Origin of the sequence: Rathayibacter sp. Leaf296 (assembly GCF_001423045.1) — a bacterium.
GTDB classification, from domain to species: Bacteria; Actinomycetota; Actinomycetes; order Actinomycetales; family Microbacteriaceae; genus Rathayibacter; species Rathayibacter caricis.
Genome location: NZ_LMNR01000002.1, coordinates 862,203 through 886,157, shown reverse-complemented (window position 1 = coordinate 886,157; position 23,955 = coordinate 862,203). Strand labels below are relative to the sequence as shown.

Below are 23,955 nucleotides of genomic sequence, written 5' to 3'. Positions count from 1 at the left end.
CGGGGATGCGGGGCGGGTGCCCCGTCGGTCACCAGCCCTCGAGGCCGAGCTGCTGCGCCTGCTTGGTCACGTCGTCGTCGTACTGCTGGGCGCCCTCGGCGGCCGAGGTGATCCCGGAGCCGACGGCCACCGTGATCTGCTCGAGCGCCGGTCCCTTGATGGGGGAGAGGAACTCCAGCGCGGGCGCCGTGTCCCCGCTGTCGAAGTAGGGCTGCATGTCCGAGATCATCGCGGGGACGTCCTCGGGCAGCTCGCAGCCGTCGATGACGTACGGGCCCTGCACGACGGTCTGCTCGCTCTGGATGTCGCAGCTCTCGGGCGAGACGAGGAACGCGAGGAAGTCCTTCGCGGCCTCGAGCTTCTCGCCCTCGACGGTCTTCGAGACGTAGACGGCTCCGGGCTGCCAGACGGTGAGCGGGTTCGAGTCCGCCGACTCTCCGGGGAGCGGGAAGGTGCCGACCGTCTGCGCCGCGTCGGGGTAGTTGGCCACGAGCGGCTGCGACGCGAAGGTCAGCATCGGGTACTGCGCTCCCTCGCCGGTGGCGACCATCCGCACGCCGTCGTCGTAGGTCGCCGAGGCGAAGTCCTCGTTGAACAGCCCGGCCTCGCCGGCCTCCTGCAGGTGCTCGAAGCCGGCCAGAGCGGGCTGGTCGACGTACTTCGCGTCGCCTGCGGTGTACTCGTCGGCCCAGTCCGGGTTCTCGGCGAGCACGTTGGCGAAGTCGCCGAGGACCATGAGCTGAGAGGTCCAGGTGTCGCCGTACGTCTGCACGATCGGTGCGACGTCGCCCGCGGCCTTGATCGCCTCGCTGTTCGCGAGGAACTCGTCCCACGTCGTGGGGACCGAGAGGCCGAGTTCCGCGTACACGTCCTTGTTGTAGAGCACCGCGCCGCCGAAGGACTGGCCCAGCGGAGCGCCGTAGAAGCCGGACTCGGTCGAGACGACGCGCTGGAAGTCCTCGGTCAGCGAGTCCTTCCACTCGACGTCCGAGAGGTCGGCGAGGTTCTGGTCAGGGTTCAGCGCCTGGAACAGCGATCCGGAGTTGTAGCCGAACAGGTCGGCCATCTCGCCCGTAGCCAGACGGGTCTTGACGACGTTGTCGCCCTCGCTGCCGGCGGGGCGGGTCTCGACCTCGATCGTGACGTCGGGGTTCACCTCCTTGTAGGCGGTGACCAGGGCGTCCATCTGGGCGCCGGCGAGCTCCGTGTTGTCGATGAGGATCGACAGCGTCGATCCGTCGGCGGAATCGCCGCCGCCGGTGCTGCAGCCGGTGAGCGCGAGAGCGAGCGCCGCTCCTCCTGCGCCGAGGGCGAGCACTGCTCGCCGGTTCTGTCGGGTCGACATCCTTTACCTCCATGTAAAGACAACTTCGTTGTTGCGGGGTGCCCTGGGGCGGTCGGCCGCCGGGGCCGGAGGGCCGTCCGGCGGGCCGCGCAGGGAGAACATACGTCGGCGCCGTGAAACGTGTCAATCGATCTACACGAATTCGTGGACCGATCTACAGAATCGTGCTCCGCGCGTTACAGTGGCGTTCGCGGCGTCGCTTCAGGGGCCGTCCGGCGGAGGACCGCCGAGCATCACGACGAGGGGACCGCGATGAGCGCGACCGACGGACGACCCCGCGGACCGGCCACGATCCAGGACGTCGCCCTGCGTGCCGGAGTCTCGCGGGCAGCGGTCTCGAAGGTCATCCGCAACGCCTACGGCGTCTCTCCGTCGATGCGCGAGCGCGTCGCTGCGGCGATCGACGAGCTCGGCTACCGGCCCAGCGTCGCCGCCAGGGCGATGCGCGGCGCCAGCTTCACCATCGGCGTCGAGGTGCCCCAGCTCGACAACTCCTTCTTCAACCGCATCGTCACGGGTGCCGCGGCGGCGCTCGACGGCAGCCGCTACCAGCTGATCGTCGCCCCGGCCCAGAGCGACTCCCGCGAGGGATTCCGGGCGATCGAGGCGCTCGTCGACCGCCAGGTCGACGGCCTGATCGCCGTCTCGCCGATGGTCGAGCCGTCGTGGCTCGAGAAGCTCGCCCTGCACACCCCGATCGTCATGCTCGGCCGGCACGACGACTCCGTCGGCTACGACACCGTCACCAACGACGACGTCTCCGGCACCGATCAGCTGATGGACCACCTGCTCGGACTCGGCCACCGGCGCATCGCGCACCTGACCGTGAGCGAGGACATCGTCCGCCGCGTCCTCGGCGCCCCGCACGCCGTCCGTCTCGCCCGGTACGAGGAGCGGATGCAGGAAGCGGGACTCGCGTCCGAGGTCCTCCACCTGGGCCCCGGCCAGGACGACGCCTACGCCCGCTCGCTCGAGCTGTTCCGCTCTCCCGATCGTCCGACCGCGCTGTTCGCGGGCAACGACGCTCTCGCGCTCGACGCCCTCTGGGCCCGCGCCGACGCCGGCCTGTCGGCCGAGCAGCTCTCGATCGTCGGCTACGACGACATCGAGGTCGCCGCCCATCCGGGCATCTCCCTGACCACGATCGACCAGTCCGGCGAGGACCTCGGCGAGCGGGCCGTCCGGCTGCTCCTCGAGCGTCTGGCCGGACGGACGGAGCCGACGCACTTCGAGGTCGAGCCGGTGCTGCGCGCCCGCTCCTCCTCCGCCCCTCTCGCCGGCGCGACCGGCGACCCCACCACCACAGAAGGACGACGATGACCGACTGGACCGCCCGCTTCGCAGCCCCCGATGACGCCCTCGACGGCGCGCCCCTCCTCCGCCGTGAGACGGCCCTCGAGACCGGCCACGGCGCCGTCGTCTCGGCCGTCCTCCGGCTGTCGGCGCTCGGGATCGTCGAGGCCTGGATCGACGGCGTCCCCGTCTCGGACGAGCTCTTCACGCCCGGCTGGACCAGCTACGAGTGGCGCCTGCGCTACTCCGAGCACGACGTCACCGCCCTGATCGGCACCGACTCCGTGACCCTCGGCCTCGCCCTGGGCGACGGCTGGTACCGGGGTCGCCTGACCTGGGGCGAGGGGGCTGCGCCCTACGGCGACGAGATCGCGGGCTTCGCCGAGCTGCGCCTCCGCTTCGCCGACGGGTTCGAGCAGATCGTCGCCACAGGCGAGGGCTGGAGGGCCGGCGCGAGCGCGACCACCGCCGACAGCATCTACGACGGCCAGGACATCGACGCCCGTCGCGAGCCGCACGGCTGGAACCGCCCGGGCTTCGACGACTCCGACTGGTCGGGCGTGCACGAGCTCGACGTCGACCTCGGCCTCCTCGAGCCGTACCTCGCCCCGCCGGTCCGGCGCCTCCGCGAGGTCGCGCCGCAGCGGATCTGGACCAGCCCGTCCGGCCGCACCCTCGTCGACTTCGGCGAGAACCTCGTCGGCTGGCTGCGCGTCCGGGTGCAGGGTCCGGAGGGGACCGTCGTCACGGTCCGCCACGCGGAGGTCCTCGAGGACGACGAGCTGGGCGTGCGCCCGTTGCGCGAGGCGAAGGCGACCGACCGCTTCACGCTCTCGGGCGGCGAAGACGTGTTCGAGCCGACGCTGACGTTCCACGGCTTCCGCTACGCCGAGATCGACGGCTGGCCCGGCGCCCTCGAGCCCGGCGCCCTCGACTCCGGCGCCCTCGCCGCGGTCGTCGTGAGCAGCGACCTGCGCCGCATCGGCACGTTCCGCAGCTCCGACGAGCTCGTGAATCAGCTGCACGACAACGTCTACCGCGGCATGGTCGGCAACTTCCTCGACGTCCCCACCGACTGCCCGCAGCGCGACGAGCGCCTGGGCTGGACCGGCGACATCGCCGCGTTCGCGCCGACCGCCGTGTACCTCGCCGACGCGCAGGACTTCCTCCGCGACTGGCTGCGCGACCTCGCCCTCGAGCAGACCCACCACGACGGCGCCGTGCCGTTCGTCGTGCCGGACGTGCTCAAGCGCCGCGCCGCCGGCACCGACTTCCCGCCGATGGACTCCACCGCGCTCTGGAGCGACGCCGCCGCCTGGGTGCCGTGGGCCGTCTGGGAGGCGTACGGCGACCCGACGGTGCTCGTGGAGTCGTTCCCGTCGATGGCCTCGCACGCCCGCCGCGTCCGCTCGAAGCTGTCCGCCACCGACGTCTGGGACACCGGCTTCCAGTTCGGCGACTGGCTCGACCCCGACGCCGCGCCCGACGATCCCGCCGACGCGAAGGCCGACACCGGAGTCGTCGCCACGGCGTGCGCGTACCGCACCGCCCGGATCGTCGCCGAGAGCGCCGCGGTGCTCGGCCTCGAGGAGGAGCGTGCCGAGTTCGCCGAGCTGGCCGAGCGCCTGCGCACGGGTCTCCGCTCGCAGTACGTCGCCGACCGCCGGATCCTCAGCGACTGCACCACCGTCTACTCCCTCGCGATCGTCTTCGGCCTCCTCGACGACGACGAGCTCGGCTGGGCGGGCGACCGGCTCGCGGAGCTCGTGGCCGAGAGCGGCTACACGATCTCGACGGGCTTCGCGGGCACCCCGTTCATCACCGACGCCCTGTCGTCGACCGGTCACATCGACGCCGCCTACCGCCTCCTCCTGCAGCGCGAGTGCCCGTCCTGGCTCTACCCCGTGACCATGGGCGCGACCACGATCTGGGAGCGCTGGGACTCGATGCTCCCCGACGGCACCATCAACCCCGGCGAGATGACGAGCTTCAACCACTACGCCCTGGGCGCCGTCGCCGACTGGCTGCACCGCGTCGTCGGCGGCCTCGCCCCGCTCGAGCCCGGCTACTCCCGCATCCTCGTCGCCCCCCAGCCCGGCGACCGGCTGCAGTGGGCGGAGTCGACCCTCGAGACCCCGCACGGCCTCGCGCGGGTGCGCTGGGACCGCACCGCCGAGGGCGTCCAGCTCGCGGTCACGGTCCCGGAGGGGGCGACCGCGGTCGTCCGCTCGCCCGGCGCCGAGGACCGCGAGCTGGCGGCGGGGGAGCACGCGCTGGTGCTGTAGCCGCACCACGCACCGACCTCCGCGGACGGGATCACTGCTTCGGCAGCGGGCCCGTCCGCGCTGTCGTTCCCTGCGCGGGGAAGGAACAGCCACCTGAAGTGCAGACTGTGCAAGAATGCACTCCATGACTGAGAGTGCAACGACCACGCGCGCCCACCAGGTCGCCGAACGGCGCGCCCAGCTCGCCCGCCGGGCGCGCGAGCTCGCGGTCGAGCGCGGGCTGCACGGCTTCACCGTCGACGAGCTCTGCGACGATGTCGGGCTCTCGCGGCGCACCTTCTTCAACCACTTCCCCTCGAAGGAGCAGGCCGTCCTCGGCCGCCCCGAGGACGGCCTCGAGGGCGAGGCCGCCCAGCGCTTCCTCGCGGGCGGCGGCGAGCCCGGACGCCTGTCCGACGACCTGCTCGACGCGCTCGCCGACCTCGCGATCGAGCACTTCGAGGCGATCGGGCTCACTCCCGAGCGCGCGCACGAGCTCTTCGCGTTGCTCGAGCGCGAGCCCAGGCTGCTCGCCGCGCTCCTGCAGGTCGGGAGCGAGCGCGATCGCCTGCTCGAGAGCCTGTCGGTCGAGCGCGAGGGCCTCGAGCCGGGCGATCCGCGACTCCGCCTGGCCGTCCAGCTCGTCGGCACCGTCGCACGCCTGGCCGTGGAGGAGGCGCTCACGTCCGAGTCCCCGGCCCCGTTCCCCGAGATCCTCCGCGCCCGCCTCGCCGAGGCCCGCGCCCTGTTCGCTCCCGCCGCCCCCATCACCCCCGAAGAGGACCGATGACCACCGCCACCGCCAAGCCGCTCCTGCTCACGCAGCGCAGGATCTGGATCATCTTCTCGGCGCTCATCGCCGGCATGCTGCTCTCGAGCCTCGACCAGACCATCGTCTCGACCGCGATGCCCACCATCGTGGGGCAGCTCGGCGGAGTCGAGCACCAGGCCTGGATCACCACCGCCTACCTCCTCGCCACCACGATCGTCATGCCGATCTACGGCAAGTTCGGCGACGTCCTCGGCCGGCGCACCCTGTTCCTGATCGCGATCGCGCTCTTCACGATCGCCTCCGTCGGCTGCGCCTTCGCGGGCGACTTCTGGAGCTTCGTCGTCTTCCGCGCCCTGCAGGGCCTCGGCGGCGGCGGGCTGATGATCCTGTCGCAGGCGATCATCGCCGACATCGTGCCGGCGAACGAGCGCGGCAAGTACCTCGGTCCGATCGGCGCCGTGTTCGGCCTCTCGGCCATCGCCGGACCCCTGCTCGGCGGCCTGTTCGTCGACCACCTCACCTGGCAGTGGGCGTTCTACATCAACATCCCGGTCGGCATCGCCGCGTTCGCGATCGCGTGGTTCGCGCTCACCCTGCCCAGCAGGAAGGCGCAGAAGCGGATCGACATCCCCGGAGTCGTGCTGCTCTCGGCAGCGACCACGTTCCTCATCTTCTTCAGCGACTTCGGCGGCGACGCGCAGCACGGCTGGGGCGCTCCCGAGACCTGGCTCTTCGGCGCCGGCCTCGTGCTCTCGGTCGCCGGCTTCGTCTGGGTCGAGTCCCGCGCCGAGGACCCGATCATCCCGCTGAGCCTCTTCCGCAACCCGATCTTCCTCAACGCCACCGCCATCGGCCTGACCCTGGGCCTGGGCATGTTCGCGGCGATCGGATTCATCCCCACGTTCCTGCAGATGGCGTCCGGCACCTCCGCGGCCGCGTCGGGCCTGCTGATGCTGCCGATGATGGCGGGCTTGATGGGCACGTCGATCCTGTCCGGCATCGCGATCACGAAGACCGGCACGTACAAGGTGTTCCCGATCGTCGGCACGATCCTCACCGCGATCGCGATGACCGCCATGACCACGCTCGCCGCCGAGACCCCGATCTGGCTGATCTGCGTCTACCTGTTCGTCTTCGGCGCCGGGCTCGGCCTGATCATGCAGGTCGTGGTCCTGGTCGTGCAGAACGCCGTCCCGGCCGAGCAGATCGGCACGGCGACCAGCACGAACAACTACTTCCGCGAGGTCGGCGCCGCGCTGGGTGTCGCGATCTTCGGCACGATCTTCACGAACTCGCTCACCGAGAAGCTGACCGCGGTCTTCGCGGGAGCCGGCGACTCCGCCGCGGGCGCCTCGGCCGCCACCCTCGACCCGCAGACACTGAGCACCCTGCCCGACGAGGTCCGCGACGGAGTGGTGACCGCCTACGCCGACTCGCTCGCGCCGGTCTTCTGGTACTTGATCCCGTTCATCCTGCTGGCCCTCGTGCTCGCGATCTTCCTCAAGCAGATCCCGCTGTCGGACCAGGCCGGCATGGTCGCCCGCGGCGAGGCCGTCGGCGGCGAGGAGGCGGAGCGCCTGTTCCGCGAGGAGAGCGGAACGCCCTCGGACGCGACCCCGACGGGCAGCGTCTCGACCCGCTAGCTCAGGCGGCGATCCCGTCCTCGTCGGGCGGTGTCGCCGCGTCCTCGAGGATCTCGCGCACGCTCACCGGGGCGACGGGTCCGGCGAGTTCCGCCTCCAGCGCGAGCCGCGCCCGCTCGATGCCCGCGAGCAGCACCGCGAACGCCTCCTCGAGCGACTCGGTGTCGCGCAGCAGCACGCGCTCGCCGCTCGGATCGAGCCGGACGGTGCGGTGGACCGGGCGCCCCGGGTCGGTGTCGAGCGTGATGACGCCGACGACGGTGCCCGCGCGGCGGGCGCGCGCGATCCAGCGGTTGGAGTGGGTGCGGAGCAGGATCATGGCCGGTGCCGTCCTCGGGTGACAGTGGTGCGCGGCAGGGGGAGTGGGTGGATCCTCTCCGAGCATCCTGCACGACGCCCCGCCGTGTCCTGTACTTGACATCAGAGCGTCAGCGCCGGGCACGGATTGTGCCTCGCCGGTGCCGTGGAGCGAGGCGGCCGCGGAGCTCGGCCTGGGGTGAGCCTCCGATCCGACGGCGCGAAGGGGCACCTCATCCCACGACCCGCCCGCGCGCTCCCGCCGCGACCCGCAGCGCCCGCACGAACTCGGGCACCACCGGGTTGCCGGTGTCCGCCACCAGCACCCCGATCTCGCGCATCGCCCTCGGATCGTCGATCGGGATCTCGCGCACCCCGTCGTCGATCGAGGACGGGCTCGCGGGCAGGATCGTCATCCCCAGCCCTGCTGCTGCCAGCCCGCGTGCGGCCCGGTAGTCGCCCACCTCGAACACCGGCTCCGGGTCGCGGCCGTCGTGGCGCAGGAGCCGCCGCGCCGACTCGTGCAGTCCGTAGCCCGCCGACAGCATGATCAGGTCGAGCCCGCGCAGATCCTCCACCGTCACCGAGCGGCGCGAGGCGAGCGGATGGCGGTGGTGCACCACCGCGAGCAGCGGCTCCGTGTAGAGCGTGGTCGTGGTGGTGCCGGGGAGGGTCGGCGGATCGGCGACGATCGCGAGCTCCGCCTCGCCGTCGGCCACGGCGCGAAGGCACAGCGCCCGCGACCCGTGCCGGAGGCCGAAGCCCACTCGCGGCCAGCGCCGCCGGAAGCGGCGGATCACGTCGGGCACGTAGCTCTCGCCGAGCAGCGTCTGGAAGGCGATCGAGATGCGCCCGTCCTCGAGCTCGCCGGCCTGGCGCACCTCGGCGAGCCCCGTGCGGATGACCGCCATGCCGTCCTGCGCCGCCTCGGCCAGCCGGCGCCCCGCCTCCGTCAGCACCACTCCGCGGCCCTCGCGGCGGACCATCGGAGTGCGCACGAGCTCGGCCAGCCGCGCGAGCGAGCGGCTCGCCGTCGGCTGCGGCACCCCCAGCTCCTCGGCGGCGGCGGTGACGCTGCCGGTCTGGGCGACGGCCACGAGCACGGGCAGCAGCTTCAGGATCGCGGGCCAGTCGGCGTCGTCGCTCATGTCGGAATCGTATAGGTCGGGCCGCGATCGCCATTGGTCATCCGTTCTGAGCCGATCTAGCCTCGCAGTCATGAGCACCGTCGAGCGTCCGCGAACGGCGGAGCGCACCGACCGCCGCATGACCCTCGCGCTCCTGGCCGCCGGAGTCGCCACCTTCGCCGAGCTCTACGCCGTGCAGAGCGTGCTCCCGCAGCTCGCCCGCGAGTTCGCACTCACCCCCGCCGAGGCCGCGCTCACCGTCTCGGCCGCCACGCTCGGCCTCGCGCTGATGGTGCTGCCGTGGGCGTCGATCGCCGAGCGGATCGGCCGGCTCGAGTCGATGCGCATCGCCGTGCTCTCGTCGGTGGTCCTCGCGCTGCTCGCCTGCGTCGCGCCGTCCTTCGAGGTGCTGCTCGTGCTCCGCTTCCTCGGCGGAGCGGTCCTCGGGGCGGTGCCGGCCCTCGCCGTCGCCGCGATCCACGACCGGGTCGGCGGAGCGGTCGCCACGGCCGCCGCGGCGGCCTACGTCTCGGGGACCACGATCGGGGGAGCCGCGGGCCGCCTGATCGCCGGGCCCCTCGCTCCGCTGCTCGGCTGGCGCCCCGCGCTGCTCGTCGTGACGCTGGTCTGCGCCGCCGCCGCGCTCGCGTTCGCGCTCCTCGCCCCGCGCGGCCCCTCGGCCCGCGCCGTCGCTCCGGAGCGGGGGAGCGGCTGGTCCAAGACCGTGCGCGTCCTGCGCGATCCGGTGCTGCTGGCGCTCGCCGTGCAGACCGTGCTCGTCGTCGGGGTGTTCGTCGCGGTCTACAACTACCTCGCCTTCCGCCTCGAGGCGCCGCCGTTCGCGCTCCCGCCCGCGCTGGTCTCGCTGCTGTTCGCGACGTACCTCTCGGGCACGGTCTCGTCGCGCCTCGCCGGCCGCTGGGCTCCGCGCATCGGACCGCGCACGCTCATGCGCGTCGGCATCGCCGCCATGGTCGTCGGCCTCGCGGTGATGCTCTCGGACGTCGTCGCCGTCGTGATCGCCGGCCTCGTCGTGCTCACCGCCGGCTTCTTCGCCGTGCACGCGACCGGAGCGGCGTGGACCGGCGCGCGGGCGGCTCCGGCCCTGCGCGGTCACGCCGGCGCGGTCTACACGATCGCCTTCTACGTCGGCTCCGGAGTGGGCGGCTGGCTCCTCGGCCTCGTCGTCGAGGCGGGCGGGTGGCCGCTCTTCACCGCGGTGACGATCGCGCTGCTCCTCGTCGGCGCGGCCGTCGCGAGCCTCCCGTCGCGCGCGGCGGTCGCCCGCTGACGCTCGCTCCTCCGCCGCCCGTGGGGAAGGATGGGCGCGAACGCACCAGCCCGGGGGGACCTGTGACCGACGCACGCCAGACGCACGACACCGACGCGGGGACCGACCCGCGCTACCACGCCGCGTTCCAGCGCGGCTACGACGGGCCTGCTCCTGAGCGGGGCGCGAAGGCGGAGGAGCGGTTCCGCCGCCCGAGGCGCCGCGACGCCGCAGCGACCCGGCTGCGCACCACCGCGCTCCCGACGTCGGAGCCGGTCCTCGACCCGATCCGCGCGCTCGGCTTCGAGCCGCCGGCGGAGCGCACTGCGACGGCGCCGGAACCCCTCCCGTCCCTGCCGCAGGACGACCTCGACGAGCGGCCGACCGAGCCGGAGGAGAAGCCGTGGTCGGCCCTCGACAAGCGTGTCCCCTTGGCTCTCGCCGTCCTCGGGGCGGTCCTCGTGCTCCTGGGTTCCTTCGCGATGGTCGCCAACGTGGGCTACGGAGTCACGGGCGTCCAGACGCAGGCCGATCAATTCCGCTCCTACGTCTTCCAGCTCCTGTCGGCACCGGCGGTGACGGTGGGACTGGTCACGGTCGGTGCGGCGATCGCGGTGAAAGCGGTCCGGTCGTGAGCCGCCGAGTGTGGTGGACCGTGCTGATCGCGTACACCGCGCTGCTCTGGGCCGTCGTCCTCGGTTTCAGTGCCGCGCTGACGGCGATGCCGGAGGCGTGGAGCTACAGCGGAGGTGAGCCGCCGATCGAGATGATCGTGTCCACCCTGGGGTACAACCTGGGCCCTGCCGCTGCGACAGCCGCCCTGGCCCTCACTGTCACGTCGATCGCAGCGGCCCTCGCTCGAACGAGGCGCCGGGCCCTGAAGTCCGACGACTCCGTCGACCCCGGGTCCGACGAGGCCGTCGCCATCGACCGGCTTCCGGCTTCGTAGCGCGAGGGAACCCCGACCCGTCGAGGGAGCCCGCAGCAGCGGGACGTCTCGACGGTCCGGGGTTCCCTCGGTAGAAGCGCGCCCCTACTTCCCCAGCGCCGAGAACCGGAACAGGTACGTCGCGTCCAGCGTGTCCTCCAGACCCGTCACTCCCGCCGCCGCCACGACCGTCTCGCGGCCCTGCAGCAGCGGGACGATCGGCGCGTCGGCCGCCGTCACGCGCTGCAGCTCCTGGATCGCGGCCGTGCGCGCCCCGAGGTCCGTGGCCGTCGCCTCCGTGTCGATCAGCGCGTCGACCTCGGCGCTCGCGTAGCCGTTCGCGACCGAGGAGCCGGTCGACGAGTACGCCGCGCGGAGGAAGTTGTCGGGGTCCGGGTAGTCCGGGAAGAAGCCGAGCTGGTAGGCGGGGTAGCCCGACTCGGGCACCAGCTCGGTGACGTAGCTGGTCCACTCCGTCGACTGCAGGTCGACCGTGAACAGCCCGGATTCCTCGAGCTGCGACTTGATCAGCGCGTACTCCTGGGCCGAGTCGGGCCCGTAGTGGTCGCTCGTGTACTGGATCGGCAGTGCGACGGGCACCGGCACCCCGGCGGCGGCGAGCAGCGCGGCGGCCGCGTCCGGGTCGGGAGCCGCTCCGTAGGCGTCGGCGAACGCCTCCGTCGCGCCGGTCTGCCCGTCGAGCACGACCGAGTAGGCGGGCGCATAGGTGCCGCGGTAGACCTGCTCCGCCAGCTCCTCGCGGTCGACGAGCGACGCGACGGCCTGGCGGATCGCGAGCTTCTGCTCCGGAGTGCCGCCCGGCTGCGTGTTCACGTTGAAGGTGAGGAAGCGCACCGAGCCGCCCGGGCCGTCGACGACCTGGAGATCGGAGTCGTCGCGCAGGTCCTCGACGTCGGTCGCGGTGAGCGAGCGGTAGGCCACGTCGACCCCGCCGTTCTCGACGTCCAGGCGCAGGTTCGTCGACGAGGTGTACGGCTTCAGCACGACCTGCGAGGTCACGGGTGCGTCGCCGGAGTAGGCATCGTTCGCCGAGAGCAGCAGCAGTCCGCCGTCCTCGTAGCTCTCGACCGCGTACGGGCCCGAGCCGATCACGTCGGCGTCCTCCAGCAGCTCGTCGGCCGGGTACACCTCCTCGTCCACGATCGGACCGGCCATGCTCGAGAGCACGTACGGCCAGGTCTGGTCGTCCGGCACCGCGAGCGTGAACACCACGTCCTCGCCGTCCTGCGCCACCGACTCCATGTTCGCGAGCAGCGGGGAGGGGCCGTTGTCGGCCGCGATGTCGACCACGCGCTGGAACGAGAAGACGACGTCCGACGCGGTCAGCTCGTCGCCGTTCGAGAAGGTCAGCCCGGGCGCGATCGAGCAGCGGTACGTCGTCGGGTCGTCGAACCCGCACTCCTCCGCGGCCTCCGGGACCGGCGTGGTGTCGCCGTCCTCGTAGCTCAGCAGGTGCTGGTAGATCTGGTTCTGCGGAGTGAAGCTGCCGCGGTCCCAGGCGCCGGCCGGATCGAGCGAGACGATCGAGTCGGTCGTGCCGATCACGAGGCGGTCGGAGGAGCCGCCGCCGTCGCTCGCGCCGGTGCAGGCGGCGAGGAGGACGGTCGTGCCGAGCAGGGCGAGTGCGCCGAGTGCGCGGGAGGAGTGCATGCTGCTGCTTTCGTCGGAGGGAAGAGGGAGGGGCGGGGTCAGCCGAGCCGGAAGCGGGCCTGCGGCTCGCCCCCGTCGACCAGATCGGCGAGCAGGTCGCCGAGGACCGGCCCGAACTTGAAGCCGTGGCCCGAGAAGCCGGTGGCGAGCGCCACCCGGCCGACGCGGTCGATCACGAAGTCCTCGGTGGGGGTGATGTCGTAGAGGCAGCTGATGGCCTCGGCGCTCGCCGCGTCGGCGCCGGGCAGCCACTCCTCGAGGTAGGCGACGAGGCGCGCGTGCCGCTCGGGCTCGGGGCGGAAGTCGCGGTGGTCGGGGTCGACGACGCGTCCGGTGCCGTGCTCGCCGACCTTGACGCCGATTCCGGGGGTCGCGAGTCCGTAGATCACGGGCCGGTCGCCGCGGTGGTGCACGAAGCTCGGCCACGCGTCCAGCGGCAGCTCCGTCGTGACGTGCACGGGCTGCTCCTGGGTCACGCGCAGCGGAGGCAGGAGCCGGCCCGCCGCCTCGACCAGGCCGCCCACGAGCGCCGGGGTCCACGATCCGCCCGCCACGACGACGGCGTCGGCGGTGAGCGGGCCCTCGTCGGTGACCACGCGGACGCCTCCGTCGCGCTCCTCGATGCTCTGCACACCGGCGCACTCCCGGACGATCGCTCCGCGCGCCTCGGCCGACGCCAGCAGCGCCTCTATCGCGGAGGCCGCGTCGAGCCGCCCGCCCTCGGGGTGCAGCAGCACGTCGGTCTCGAAGCGCAGCCCCGGCCAGCGGCGCGAGGCCTCGGCGGCGTCGAGGCGCTCCACGGCGATGTCGTCGCGCGCGAAGGCGTCCTCGATCTCGCGCAGAGCGTCGGCGTCGCCGTGGTCGATCGCTCCGGTCGCGGTGAAGAGGCTCCGACCGCTCTCGCGCTCGAGCCGGGCCCATTCGCGGGCGGCGCGGCCGGTGAGGGCCCGGTAGTCGTCCTGCGGGTAGCCGCGGCGGAAGATGCGCGTCTCGCCGTGGGAGGAGCCGCGGTCGTGGCCGCGCTCGAAGCGCTCGAACACGATCACGCGGTCACCGCGCTCGGCGAGGGAGCGGGCGGCGGCGGCTCCGACCAGCCCCGCGCCGACGACGACGACGTCGCGGCCGCTCATCGCGCCGCCTCCGCGTCGACCTCGCGCCGGGGCGGCATCGCGGCGAGCACGGCGGCCTCGTCGGCGAAGGGCTGCGGAGCGAAGCGGCCGGGCGCGTACCGACTCGCGTCGCCCAGGCTGCTGCGGCCCTCGAGCACGAGCTCGGCGACGAGACGGCCGAGGCCGGGCCCGTGCGTCACTCCGCTCTCGTTGTCGCCCGCGGCGACGAACAGCCCGGGCAGCTCGGGGATCGGGCCCGCGAGGAAGCGCCGGTCGGCGGTGTACGAGACGACGCCCTGGGTCCACTCGGTGTCGTGCACCGCGTCGGCGGAGGAGGGGAGCAGCCGGGCGAGGATCGGCGCCAGGTGCGCGTCCATCCGCTCGATCAGGTCGGTGCGCTGCGGGCGGCGGTCGGCCGCGGCCTCGCCGAGCGCCTCGTAGCCGACGCCGTTGCCGTAGGTGAGGCCGCCGAGGTGCTCGCGCACCCAGAGGCCGTCGAGCTCGGGCAGCATCAGCGTGGGCAGCGGAGGGAGTCCGAAGGGCCGCGTGGTCAGCCGGCTCGCGACGACCCGGGCCAGCGGCAGCCGTCGCCCGAGCGGGGCGAGCAGCGCGTTCGTCCACGACCCCGCGGCGAGCACGACCGCGTCGGCGTCGAGGACGCGGCCGTCGGCCGTGCGCACCCCGCTCGCGCGCCCGTCCGTCGCGACGACCTCGGTGACGGCGGTGTGCTCGACGACCTCGACCCCCGCGGCGCGGGCGGCGGCGACGAGCGCGAGCCCCGCATCCGGAGCGCTGATCTGGATGCCGCCGGGGTGCACGAAGCCGCCGGCTACGGCCGCGGGTTCGAGCCCGGGGACGAGCTCGGCCGCCTCGTCGGGCGAGAGCGACCGGGCTCCCTCGGGGCGCAGCGGATGCGCGGCGAGGGGTCCGAGGTGGTCGCGGACGCCCTCCTCCGTCACGGCGAGCCAGGCGCTGCCGGTCTCGCGCAGGTGGATCGGCCCGGCGAGCCCGCGGTAGAAGTCGATGCCGTACTGCTCGAGGTCGCGCTCGGACTCGTTCCAGTACCAGGCGTAGCCCGCGGCCCAGAGGCCGACGAAGCCGGCTCCCGCTGCGGTCGTGCCCTGCGCGGCGGCCCCGGAGTCGATCAACACGACCCGCGCCCCCGCTCGCGCGAGGTGCAGCGCGGTGGCGGTCCCGAAGAGACCGGCCCCGACGACGACGACATCCCTACTCATGCTAGGTAGTGAAGCAGCCCGTCCGGCCGGGGTCGAATCGATGTGACTCCGGGAGTCAGCCCTGCCGCGCCTTCAGCCGCGGGTTCTGCTTGTTGATCACGAACACCCGGCCGCGGCGCCGCACGATCTGCGAGCCGGGCTGGTCCTTGAGGTTCTTGAGCGAATTGCGGACCTTCATGCGTTCCTCCGTGCTGTCGATGTTAATGAGAACAGTTCTCGATAGTAGGGTATGCCCGTCCGGTGCCGACCGGGCCAGGAGGAGGACCCACGCCAGCCGAGCGCTCCGTCGTCTCGATCGTCAGCGACGGCGATCCGGAGCGGCGCCGCCGCATCGCCGCGCTGCTCGCCCTGCGTCTCGAGGGCCACGTCGTCGAGAACGACCGGCAGCTCGAGCCCGTAGAGGCGGCCGCGTTCGTGCACTTCTGCGGACCGGGCACCACCTCCGATCACGCGCCGCTCGATCAGCTCGCCGCCCTCGTCGAGGACGGCTGCGCGCCACTCTGCCTCGGGCACGTGGTGACGGTGGTCGAGCCGGCCGCCCTCTGGGTCGCGGTGCGGACCGCGGACGACTTCTCGGGCCCCGAGCCCGGCGTGACCGCCGTCGAGCGGCTCGTCGAGCAGCTCGAGTGGAGCACGCTCGTCGTCGTCGCGGGTCCGGCGGAGGGGCGGCGGGCCGCCCACGAGGCCGGTCTCGCTCTGATCGCCCTCCTCGCCCCCTCCGCGTCGGCCGTCTCGTTCGCCGCGCTCACCGCCGGCCGCGTCGTGCCGCCTCCGGTGCCGGTCGAGGCGCTCCGGCGCGTGCGGCGCGCGCCCGGCTGGATCGGCGAGCTCGGCGGGCGCCGGGCACTGCGCCTCTCGTCGGAGGTGCCTCTCGGCACCGTCGTCTTCCGCGATCCGCGGCCGTTCCACCCGGGCCGCCTCGGCGCACTCGTCGAGCAGTTCCCGCAGCGGGTCGGCGACGTCGTGCGCTCGCGCGGCTTCGTCACCCTCGCCACCCGCGCCGAGCGCGCCCTGTCGTGGTCGAGCGTGGGGGAGGTGCTCGGCCTCTCGCCGACCCCCGCCGACCTCGACCTCTCGGAGGTCGTCACCGGGCAGGAGCTGGTGCTCTACGGCCTCTCGCTCGAGACGCGGCGGGTCACGTCGGCGCTCGCGGAGTGCCTGCTGACCCCGTCCGAGCTGCTTGCGGGGCCGCGGGCCTGGGCCCGCTACTCCGACCCGTTCCCGACGGGGGACTGATCACTGCGTCTGGGTAGAGTCGAGCGCGCATCCGCTGTTCGAGGAAGGAGCCACCCGTGACCGACCTCGTGGTCGCCGACCTCGCCGCAGTCGTGTACTCGTCGGGCAAGGTCTTCGACGGCCTGTCCGCCGGACGTCTCGACACCGAGAACTTCCTGCGGTCGGGCGATCTGACGGGCGTCACCTCGCGCTCGGACCTCGCGCTGCTGGAGGATCTCCGCGACGCGTCGCAGTTCATCATCGACACCCGCGACCGATCGATCGATGCGGCGTACGTCCGCGACGTGAACGCGCAGCTCACCCGCAGCGCCGCGCTGCATCCCGGGCGGTTCCGCCGCGACGACGACAGGATCGGTGTCAGCACGCCGTTCGGCAGGCACGAGCCCGCGGCCCCCGACGTCGTCGGAGTGCAGCGGATCGTCGATCGGGCCATGGAGGAGCCCGACACGTCCGAGCAGGCGCTGGACCTGTTCGTGCACCTGGCGAAGGCCCAGCCGCTCATGGACGGGAACAAGAGGACCGCGATCCTCGTGGCGAACGCTCTGGTGATCCGGGAGCAACCGCCCCGCACGCTCACGGTTCCCGTGGACGAGCAGGACCCGACGGCGGCGCGGCGCTTCACCGAGTTGCTCGCGCGGGCCTACGTCTTCGACGAGCACGACGGCATCAAGCACCTGCTTCGCGAGCAGGGCTTCGCGCCCGTCGCTCCACACGGGTCGGACCGCTCCTCGTCCTGACGGGCGGCTACGCCGATCGCACCAGGAAGTCGACCAGCCGCCGCACGGCCGCCGGCACGCTCTGCCGTCGGCCGACCGTCGGCAGGACGATCGCGCCGAGGATCGCGTAGCCGATCTCCTCGACCGGGGTGTCCTCGGGCAGCTGGCCGGCGCGCACCGCGCTCGCGAACCGCTCCGACAGCGTCTGGTCGACCCCGAACGCGTCGATGAGCCGCTCGCCGACCGCGGCGTCCTCGGAGCCGGCGGCGACGAGCGAGCGGATGAGGGTGGTGCCCTGCTCGGTCGCGGCGAGCTCCAGGATCGGCGTGAGCCACTCCTCCAGGTCGCGCCGCAGGTCGCCGGTGTCGGCGATCTCGATCTCGATCGCGACGAGGCGGCCGTCGATCATGCAGTCGGCGATCAGCGCCCCGCGCGAGGGCCACCAACGGTAGACCGTCTGCTTCGAGACGCCCGCCTCCTTGGCGATGCCCTCCATCGTGAGGTGGTCCCAGCCCTGCTGGGCGAACAGCCGCGCCGTCGCCTCGAGGACCGATTCGCGCGCCGCGACGCTGCGGACCGGGCCGCTCCGATGCTCCGTCATGTTCCCAGGCTACTCCCACTGCCTAGACGAGACGTCCCGTATGATCTAGCGCGTCCCCCTTCCCCCGCGCGTCAGGAGACCTCCGTGGCCACCCTGCTCTTCCGTCTCGGCTCGTTCGCCGCTCGTCGCGCGTGGGCGGTGATCGTCGCCTGGGTCGTGATCCTCGGAGTCTCGGTGGGCGCGTTCCTCGCGGCCGGCGGCACGCTGACCAACAGCTTCGACATCCCGGGCACGGCCTCGGGCGCGGTCACCGATCAGCTCGCCGAGAAGCTGCCCGACACGGCCGGCGGCACCGGCACGGTCGTCTACCGCACCGACGACGGCTCGGCCCTGACCACCGAGCAGGAGTCCGCGATCTCGGCGCTCGCCGCCTCCGCCGCCGACCTCGACGGGGTGGCCGCGGTCGTCGATCCGTTCCAGGCGCGGGAGTCGCAGCTCGACGGAGCCGCGCAGCTGGCCGACGGCCGGGCGCAGCTCGAGGCGGGGGAGGCGCAGCTGGAGGCCGGGCAGGCGCAGCTCGACGCCGGACGCGCGCAGCTCGACGCCGCGCAGCAGCAGCTCACCGCCGCCCGCGAGCAGGCCGTCGCGGCCGGTGCGCCGGCCCAGCAGCTCGCGGCGATCGACGCGCAGCAGGCTGCGGCGATCGACCCGCAGAAGGCGCTCCTCGACGAGCAGCAGGCGACCCTCGACGCCTCGCGCCAGGAGCTCGAGGCCGGGGTCGAGCCCCTCGATCTCGGCGAGGAGCTGCTCGACTACGCCGACGGCATCGGAGTCGTGTCCGACGACGACTCCACCGCCATCGTGAACATCTCGTTCACCGATCCGCGCCTCGAGCTGTCCGAGGAGGTCAAGCAGGGCGTCATCGACCACTTCGACGAGTCCCCGGTGGCCGGCGCCGACGTCAGCTTCGCGACCGACCTCGCGCAGGGCGTGCCGCAGATCTTCGGAGTCGGCGAGGTCGTCGGCCTCGTGTTCGCGGCGGTCGTCCTCATCGTGATGCTCGGATCCCTCGCCGCCGCGGCCCTCCCGATCGTGACCGCGATCGTCGGAGTCGGAGTGGGCGTCACCGCCTCGCTCGCCTTCTCGGGCGTCATCGACATGGCGTCGGTCACCCCCGTCCTCGGTCTCATGCTCGGCCTCGCGGTCGGCATCGACTACTCCCTCTTCATCGTGAACCGGCACCGGAGGCAGCTGCTCGCGGGCGTCGAGGTCCGCGAGTCGATCGGACTGGCGAACGGCACCTCCGGCACCGCGGTCGTCTTCGCCGGCTCGACCGTCGTCGTCGCACTGCTCGCTCTGAACATCACCGGCATCCCGTTCCTCGCGCTCATGGGCACGGTCGGCGCGATCTGCGTCGCCGTGGCCGTGCTCATCGCGATCACCCTCGCGCCCGCGATCCTCGGCCTCCTCGGCACGCGCCTCCTGCGCCGCAAGGCCCGCGCCGCGATCGGCACGCAGAAGGTGCTCCCGCCCGCCCGGCCCATGTCGACCGTCCGCGCCGTCGTCACGGTCGTCGGCACGATCGTCGCCCTGCTGATCATCGCGATCCCGTCGCTCTCGATGCGCCTCGGCCTGCCCGACGGCTCCAGCGAGCCCGAGGGCTCGACCAGCGCCCGCGCCTTCGAGATCGTGGGCGACGAGTTCGGCGCCGGCGCGAACGGCCCGCTGCTGGTCAGTGCCTCCGTGCCGAGCGGAGTCGCCGACGACGACCTCCTGCGCACGCAGGTCGACATCGCCCGCACGATCTCCGAGCAGGACGACGTGGTCGCCGTCGCGCCCGTCGCGACCTCCGACGACGGCACGCTCCTGGCCTTCCAGGTGCTGCCCGCAGAGGGCCCCAACAGCGCCTCCACCGAGCAGCTCGTGCAGGACCTCCGCGACCTCCCTCCGGTGGGCGACGGCATCGTGCTCGGCGTCGCCGGCCAGGCCGCGACCAACATCGACATCTCGGAGGGGCTGAACGCGGTCCTGCCGACCTACCTCGCGGTCGTCGTCGGGCTCTCGCTGCTCATCATGATCATGGTGTTCCGCTCGCTGCTCGTCCCGGTCATCGCCACGGGAGGCTTCATCCTGTCGCTGTTCGCGACCTACGGCCTGATCACCGCGGTGTTCCAGTTCGGCTGGGGCGCCGACCTGATCGGCCTGCACGCCACCGGCCCGATCCTGAGCTTCCTGCCCGTGATCCTCGTCGGCATCCTCTTCGGGCTCGCGATGGACTACCAGCTCTTCCTCGCGTCGGGGATGCGGGAGGCTTACGTGCACGGCGCGAACGCCCGCCTCGCCGTGGCGCAGGGCTTCCAGGCCGGCAAGTCCGTCGTGATCGCCGCCGCGCTGATCATGGTGGCGGTGTTCGGCGGCTTCATCTTCTCGGAGTCGACCATCATCCGCTCGATGGGCTTCGGCCTCGCGTTCGGCGTGCTCCTCGACGCCTTCGTCGTCCGGATGCTGCTGATGCCCGCCCTGATGCACCTGCTCGGCCGCTCCGCCTGGTGGCTGCCCCGTTGGCTCGACCGGCTGCTGCCCGACGTCGACATCGAGGGCGCGTCGCTCGAGCGGACGCACCCGCACCCGCACGCCTGACAACGAGACCAGGCGCGAAAGTGGGCCGAGTTGCATCGAGGCTTAGACCCAGCCCCTCTCGGCCCGTCCAAGCTAATGGCAACAACCTGTGGCTTGCACTCGCAGTGCTAGCTATCCGTTGGAGGCGTGATTGGCCAAGTGCCTACTGCGAGACGACCCAGTCGCTCCTGCCGGACTCGGATCGCATCAGCAGTCCAATCGGCAGTTTCACCTACCTCTGAGGTCAGAATGAGGCTCGACGCCGCTAGCACTGGAGCCTTGATTGCGAAAGCCTCGTTACCGATGGTTTCGTTCTCGTCTCTCGCGAGGATGACTTGGTTGCCCAGGCTTAGATGCCAGGCGGCGTGGCTTTCTGCCGAGAATTGCGGCCACTTATCGGCGTTGTAACTTTTTGGAAGGACGTGCTCGAGGTTTGCTTCCTCCCAGTCCTGGCTTGGAGTGAGCTCTGGGCTAGAGGATCCGCTGCGTTGCTTCTTCTCCAAAGCATGAAGGTAGTACCGGGCAAGCCAGCCGCGACGTACGGTTACCACCGAGAAGGCCCTCTCGAAATCGGTATCGGAGGGAACGCGGCTCTGAAACTCAAGCACTATCTGACCAGCCGACGTAATTGAGCCGTCGGTAACTTTCTTGCCCGCCTCCGCGTAAAGACGCTCTGTAACGCCCGCGCTGCCGCCGCCCGCAACAAACCAACGAACGGTCCAATTTAAAATGCAGCCGACGAGAATGTCGATTTCGGCCGGCGGTAGCCGTCGCATGGCGGCAAGAAGCAAAGGGCGGCACTGCTCCACTTTCAGGGAGTTCAGAACTCGAAGTCGTTCTTTGGTAGCAGGCTTAAGCTTCTTCCAAAAATCAGAATCGACATCAAACATGCCAGCCCAAAGCGGCGCCGACTCGGAAAGTGACGTCGCGAGTGTGACGGCTTCGGAGGGGCTCGTAACAGTGTCTCGAATCTCGGAGAATAGCGCTTTCACGCGACCGGCTCCTGTTGTGGAGCTCCAATAGTGTCGTAAGAAATCGTCGTGGACGTCTCCTGCATCCGTGCTCCCGAGGGCACCGATCATTTCGGACCACCGCCGCTTTGTTTCTTCGATTCGACTACTACCTGCTGTGCCAAAGAGATGGTTTTTTAGAAGGTCCGCAGTATTCAGATTTAGCCCTCGGTCGTTAAGCGTCTCGAAAATTACAAATGACCGATTTTCGTCGGGCACGTGAACGTCGATGACCATTGCGTTCTCGAGCACAAACTGATGCAACTCCATCAAGGGCTTTTGCCACGTGTCCGCATCGAGACCTCTACTCAGATCAGTCATCTTCTCGCGCAAGAAGTTATAGGCAGCCTGCAATCTTTTATGCGACTCTCGAGTCGCAGAGATCGGCTTCGAATCAATAAGGGACAAGTAGTAGTCGTTGTCGTCCGCATTGAGCGTAAGCTTTGGAAGGCGTTGTCGAGTAATCATGTCCTTGCGCCCGAGGAAGTCGCGCTCAATGTCATCCGCGCGCTCGTCTGTGCGCTCTTTGAGAGCATCCCGCATTGCTGCGTAGAGCAGGCTAATCGTGGCGAGGCGCTGTTGACCGTCGATGACCAACTGACGACCGACTGAAACGGATTTCGTGGTGACAATCGATCCTAGGAAATACTCGTTTGCACCTGCGGATTTTGCCTTCTGTAGATCGTTCCAGAGTTCCGCCACTTCGATCTCGCCCCACGAGTATGAGCGCTGGTAATCGGGAATCGCCAGAAGACGATCTGAAAGAAGGTGACCGATACCATCCACGTGGGTGATGATCTGGGCTGGGGCAGGTGTCGTAGGCACAATGTGAACCTAGCGTTCAGCCATTGCTAAAGGAAGGGGTGTGGAGGCACGAAATACGAGGTAGTGTCATGTACAGCACTGGAACGACACTGGCCTGGAAGCGGCTAACTCGTTGATGACACGCTCCCTAAGACCGTTTCTAGAACCCGTCCTTCGGTCTGATCAACATTTTCCCACCAAGAATAGTTTCGGTTTTCGATTAAGGGGTCGGCACGCAAAGCCATCGCTGCGGCGATAGCTGTTCGTCTGCGACGGTGGCTGCCGCGCTGGCTCGACCGCCTGCTGCCCGACGTCGACATCGAGGGGGCGTCGCTCGAGCGGACGCACCCGCACCCGCACGCCTGAACGACGGAACCCCGGCCCGTCGAGGGATCACGCAGCTGCGGTCTCTCTCGACGGTCCGGGGTTCCCTGGAACCGGCGCTCCTCCTAGGAGGTGTACCCCGCCTGGATGGACTCCAGGACCTGGTCCGTGCTCGACCCGTCGACCCAGTCGACGATCCCCTTGAAGAAGCTGTCCGAGCCGACCGCCTTGGGCATCAGGTCGGACGCGTCGAAGCGGAACGTGGTGTCCTCGCTCTGCAGGATCGCGATCGAGTCCTTCAGCAGCTCGCTGCTCGCGTTCTCGGGGTCGAGGCCCTTGTTGGCCGAGATGACTCCGCCGAGCGAGACGCGGCTGTTGGCCCAGTCGGCGCTCGCGAGGTACTCCTGCACCTTCGCGGTGTCCTCGTCATCGGCGAACGCGGCGACGAACTCGCCGCCTCCGGTCACGGCCTGGTCGTCGTCGGCGCTGATCGGCGGAGTGAGGAACGCCCACACGTCTCCGTCCTCGGCCACCGTCGCGTCGGCACCGATGATGAAGCCCTCGAAGAACGACGCCTGGTGGGTCAGCGCGCAGGAGCCGTTGGCGATGTTCTGCGCGACGTCGCCGAACGCGGTCGAGTTGATCGACGAGACGTCGCCGTAGCCCGCGTTGACGAGCGTCGGGTCCAGCAGGATCGAGCCGACGGAGTCGAACGCCGCCTTGATCTGGGGGTCGGTGAAGGGCACATCGCCCGAGACCCACTGGTCGTAGACATCGGGGCCGGCTTCGCGCAGCACCGCGTCTTCGATCCAGTCCGTTCCCGGCCAGCCCGACGCGGCATCGGAGGCGAAACCGGCGCACCACGACGGCCCGCCGCTCTTCTCGGCGATGGTCTTCCCGAGCGCCTCCATCTCGTCCCAGGTCGTCGGGACAGAGACGCCCCACTCCGCGAACTTGGCGGGGGAGTACCAGACGTAGCCCTTCACGCTCGCCATCAGCGGCGCGCCGTACTGCGTGCCGTCGACCTGGCCGTACTTCTGCCAGTCCTCCGACCAGTTGTTCTGCACGTTCGTCAGGGCGCCCTCGGGCAGCTCCTTCACCTTCCCGGAGGCCACCGTGTCGGCCAGCAGTCCCGGCTGCGGGAAGATCGCGAGGTCCGGAGTGTCGCCACCCTGCACCTTGATGCCGATCTGCTGCTCGAAGCCCTTGTCGCCGGTGTACTTGATGTCGATGCCCGACTCCTCCTCCCAGTCCGCCCAGGACTGCTCGAGGAGGGTCGCCTCGTCGCCGTTGATGGTGCCGTAGACGTTCACGACGCCGTCGGCGGTCCCGACCGAGCCGCCGCCGGAGCCGCCGCCCGCGTTCGGGTCGTTCGGGTCGCTGCTGCTCGAGCAGCCCGCGAGCGCGAGTCCGGCGGCCGCCAGAACGGCGACCGGAAGGGTGAGACGGCGGTGCAGGGACGATCGCATGGGTACTCCTCAGTGAGTGGGATCGGCGGGCCGGTGATCGGCGAGTGGAGGATCGGCTGGTCGCGGAGGCGGGCCGTCGCGGCGTGCCTGGCCAGGATAGACCGGAAGAGAGCGCTCTCTCGGTAACGATTCGGCCAACTTGCAGCGAGGGTGGCATCAGCGATCACCTCCCCCGGGTGGCCGAAGGTCGCCGCGGACGATTACAGGACCGCCAGTGCGTCAGCCCTCACTAAGAAGTTCCTCCAGGAAGTGCGAATGCCCGCATCGGGCCTGGTATCCGTC

General features: G+C 70.9%; 20 protein-coding genes. 10 read left to right on the top strand and 10 right to left on the bottom strand.

Features of this window, described 5'->3' with window-relative positions; translation table 11 throughout:
• Nucleotides 1–28: 28 nt before the first annotated feature.
• Complete coding sequence (locus ASF46_RS14345; protein ID WP_056868186.1) at nt 29–1,345, bottom strand: ABC transporter substrate-binding protein; 1,317 nt, start codon at nt 1,343–1,345, stop codon at nt 29–31.
• 252 nt (nt 1,346–1,597) lie between these two features.
• Between ASF46_RS14345 and ASF46_RS14340 the strand changes: the two genes are divergently transcribed.
• The 4 genes from ASF46_RS14340 to ASF46_RS14325 all read left to right on the top strand — a co-directional run bounded on the left by ASF46_RS14340 (nt 1,598) and on the right by ASF46_RS14325 (nt 7,317).
• A complete protein-coding gene (locus ASF46_RS14340; protein ID WP_056868185.1) occupies nt 1,598–2,665 on the top strand; it encodes a LacI family DNA-binding transcriptional regulator in 1,068 nt (355 codons plus the stop codon).
• Nucleotides 2,662–4,923, top strand: a complete 2,262-nt coding sequence (locus ASF46_RS14335; RefSeq protein WP_056868184.1) for an alpha-L-rhamnosidase — start codon at nt 2,662–2,664, stop codon at nt 4,921–4,923. The genes ASF46_RS14340 and ASF46_RS14335 overlap by 4 nt, the downstream gene beginning before the upstream one ends.
• A 124-nt stretch (nt 4,924–5,047) precedes the next feature.
• Complete coding sequence (locus tag ASF46_RS14330; RefSeq protein ID WP_162240185.1) at nt 5,048–5,692, top strand: TetR/AcrR family transcriptional regulator; 645 nt, start codon at nt 5,048–5,050, stop codon at nt 5,690–5,692.
• Entirely contained in the window at nt 5,689–7,317 is a 1,629-nt protein-coding gene (locus ASF46_RS14325; protein ID WP_056868182.1) for an MDR family MFS transporter, read from the top strand. The genes ASF46_RS14330 and ASF46_RS14325 overlap by 4 nt, the downstream gene beginning before the upstream one ends.
• 1 nt (nt 7,318) lies before the next feature.
• On the opposite strand, the gene ASF46_RS14320 is transcribed toward ASF46_RS14325, so the two are convergent.
• The gene (locus ASF46_RS14320; protein WP_056868181.1) at nt 7,319–7,636 is read right to left on the bottom strand and encodes a hypothetical protein; all 318 of its coding nucleotides are present in this window, start codon (nt 7,634–7,636) and stop codon (nt 7,319–7,321) included.
• Between the two features lie 211 nt (nt 7,637–7,847).
• Nucleotides 7,848–8,762 (bottom strand): LysR family transcriptional regulator, encoded by a 915-nt coding sequence (locus tag ASF46_RS14315; protein ID WP_056868180.1) that lies wholly within the window; start codon nt 8,760–8,762, stop codon nt 7,848–7,850.
• Between the two features lie 70 nt (nt 8,763–8,832).
• Here ASF46_RS14315 and ASF46_RS14310 point away from each other — a divergent pair, with 70 nt between their 5' ends.
• The 3 genes from ASF46_RS14310 to ASF46_RS14300 all read left to right on the top strand — a co-directional run bounded on the left by ASF46_RS14310 (nt 8,833) and on the right by ASF46_RS14300 (nt 10,960).
• Nucleotides 8,833–10,032: an MFS transporter gene (locus tag ASF46_RS14310; protein ID WP_056868179.1), complete on the top strand. Its 1,200-nt coding sequence runs from the start codon at nt 8,833–8,835 to the stop codon at nt 10,030–10,032.
• 62 nt (nt 10,033–10,094) lie between these two features.
• The gene (locus tag ASF46_RS14305; RefSeq protein WP_056868178.1) at nt 10,095–10,646 is read left to right on the top strand and encodes a hypothetical protein; all 552 of its coding nucleotides are present in this window, start codon (nt 10,095–10,097) and stop codon (nt 10,644–10,646) included.
• Nucleotides 10,643–10,960, top strand: coding sequence for a hypothetical protein (locus ASF46_RS14300; protein WP_157602534.1), 318 nt, complete (start codon nt 10,643–10,645; stop codon nt 10,958–10,960). Before ASF46_RS14305 ends, ASF46_RS14300 begins: the two co-directional genes overlap by 4 nt.
• Nucleotides 10,961–11,044: 84 nt before the next feature.
• Here ASF46_RS14300 and ASF46_RS14295 read toward each other — a convergent pair whose 3' ends face one another.
• From ASF46_RS14295 to ykgO, 4 genes are read right to left on the bottom strand one after another with little or no spacing between them, the layout of a single operon-like run.
• Nucleotides 11,045–12,610 (bottom strand): ABC transporter substrate-binding protein, encoded by a 1,566-nt coding sequence (locus tag ASF46_RS14295; RefSeq protein WP_056868176.1) that lies wholly within the window; start codon nt 12,608–12,610, stop codon nt 11,045–11,047.
• A 38-nt stretch (nt 12,611–12,648) separates the two neighbouring features.
• The gene (locus ASF46_RS14290; protein WP_056868175.1) at nt 12,649–13,740 is read right to left on the bottom strand and encodes an FAD-dependent oxidoreductase; all 1,092 of its coding nucleotides are present in this window, start codon (nt 13,738–13,740) and stop codon (nt 12,649–12,651) included.
• Nucleotides 13,737–14,954, bottom strand: coding sequence for an NAD(P)/FAD-dependent oxidoreductase (locus tag ASF46_RS14285; RefSeq protein WP_056868174.1), 1,218 nt, complete (start codon nt 14,952–14,954; stop codon nt 13,737–13,739). Before ASF46_RS14285 ends, ASF46_RS14290 begins: the two co-directional genes overlap by 4 nt.
• Before the next feature lie 55 nt (nt 14,955–15,009).
• Nucleotides 15,010–15,132, bottom strand: coding sequence for a type B 50S ribosomal protein L36 (gene ykgO, locus ASF46_RS14280; RefSeq protein WP_055790224.1), 123 nt, complete (start codon nt 15,130–15,132; stop codon nt 15,010–15,012).
• 62 nt (nt 15,133–15,194) lie between these two features.
• Here ykgO and ASF46_RS14275 point away from each other — a divergent pair, with 62 nt between their 5' ends.
• The gene (locus ASF46_RS14275) at nt 15,195–16,190 is read left to right on the top strand and encodes a GTP-binding protein (RefSeq protein ID WP_056868173.1); all 996 of its coding nucleotides are present in this window, start codon (nt 15,195–15,197) and stop codon (nt 16,188–16,190) included.
• Nucleotides 16,191–16,246: 56 nt separating this feature from the next.
• Nucleotides 16,247–16,927: a Fic family protein gene (locus ASF46_RS14270; protein WP_056868172.1), complete on the top strand. Its 681-nt coding sequence runs from the start codon at nt 16,247–16,249 to the stop codon at nt 16,925–16,927.
• A 7-nt stretch (nt 16,928–16,934) separates the two neighbouring features.
• On the opposite strand, the gene ASF46_RS14265 is transcribed toward ASF46_RS14270, so the two are convergent.
• Nucleotides 16,935–17,507 (bottom strand): TetR/AcrR family transcriptional regulator, encoded by a 573-nt coding sequence (locus ASF46_RS14265; protein ID WP_056868171.1) that lies wholly within the window; start codon nt 17,505–17,507, stop codon nt 16,935–16,937.
• An 84-nt stretch (nt 17,508–17,591) separates the two neighbouring features.
• Between ASF46_RS14265 and ASF46_RS14260 the strand changes: the two genes are divergently transcribed.
• Nucleotides 17,592–20,087, top strand: coding sequence for an MMPL family transporter (locus tag ASF46_RS14260; RefSeq protein WP_056868170.1), 2,496 nt, complete (start codon nt 17,592–17,594; stop codon nt 20,085–20,087).
• Nucleotides 20,088–20,194: 107 nt separating this feature from the next.
• On the opposite strand, the gene ASF46_RS18895 is transcribed toward ASF46_RS14260, so the two are convergent.
• Together ASF46_RS18895 and ASF46_RS14255 are read right to left on the bottom strand one after the other, a co-directional pair.
• Nucleotides 20,195–21,901 (bottom strand): DUF262 domain-containing protein, encoded by a 1,707-nt coding sequence (locus tag ASF46_RS18895; RefSeq protein ID WP_082485510.1) that lies wholly within the window; start codon nt 21,899–21,901, stop codon nt 20,195–20,197.
• Between the two features lie 428 nt (nt 21,902–22,329).
• Nucleotides 22,330–23,673 carry an ABC transporter substrate-binding protein gene (locus ASF46_RS14255; RefSeq protein ID WP_056868169.1) on the bottom strand — a complete coding sequence of 448 codons (1,344 nt, stop codon included), beginning with the start codon at nt 23,671–23,673 and terminating at the stop codon, nt 22,330–22,332.
• Nucleotides 23,674–23,955 lie beyond the last annotated feature (282 nt).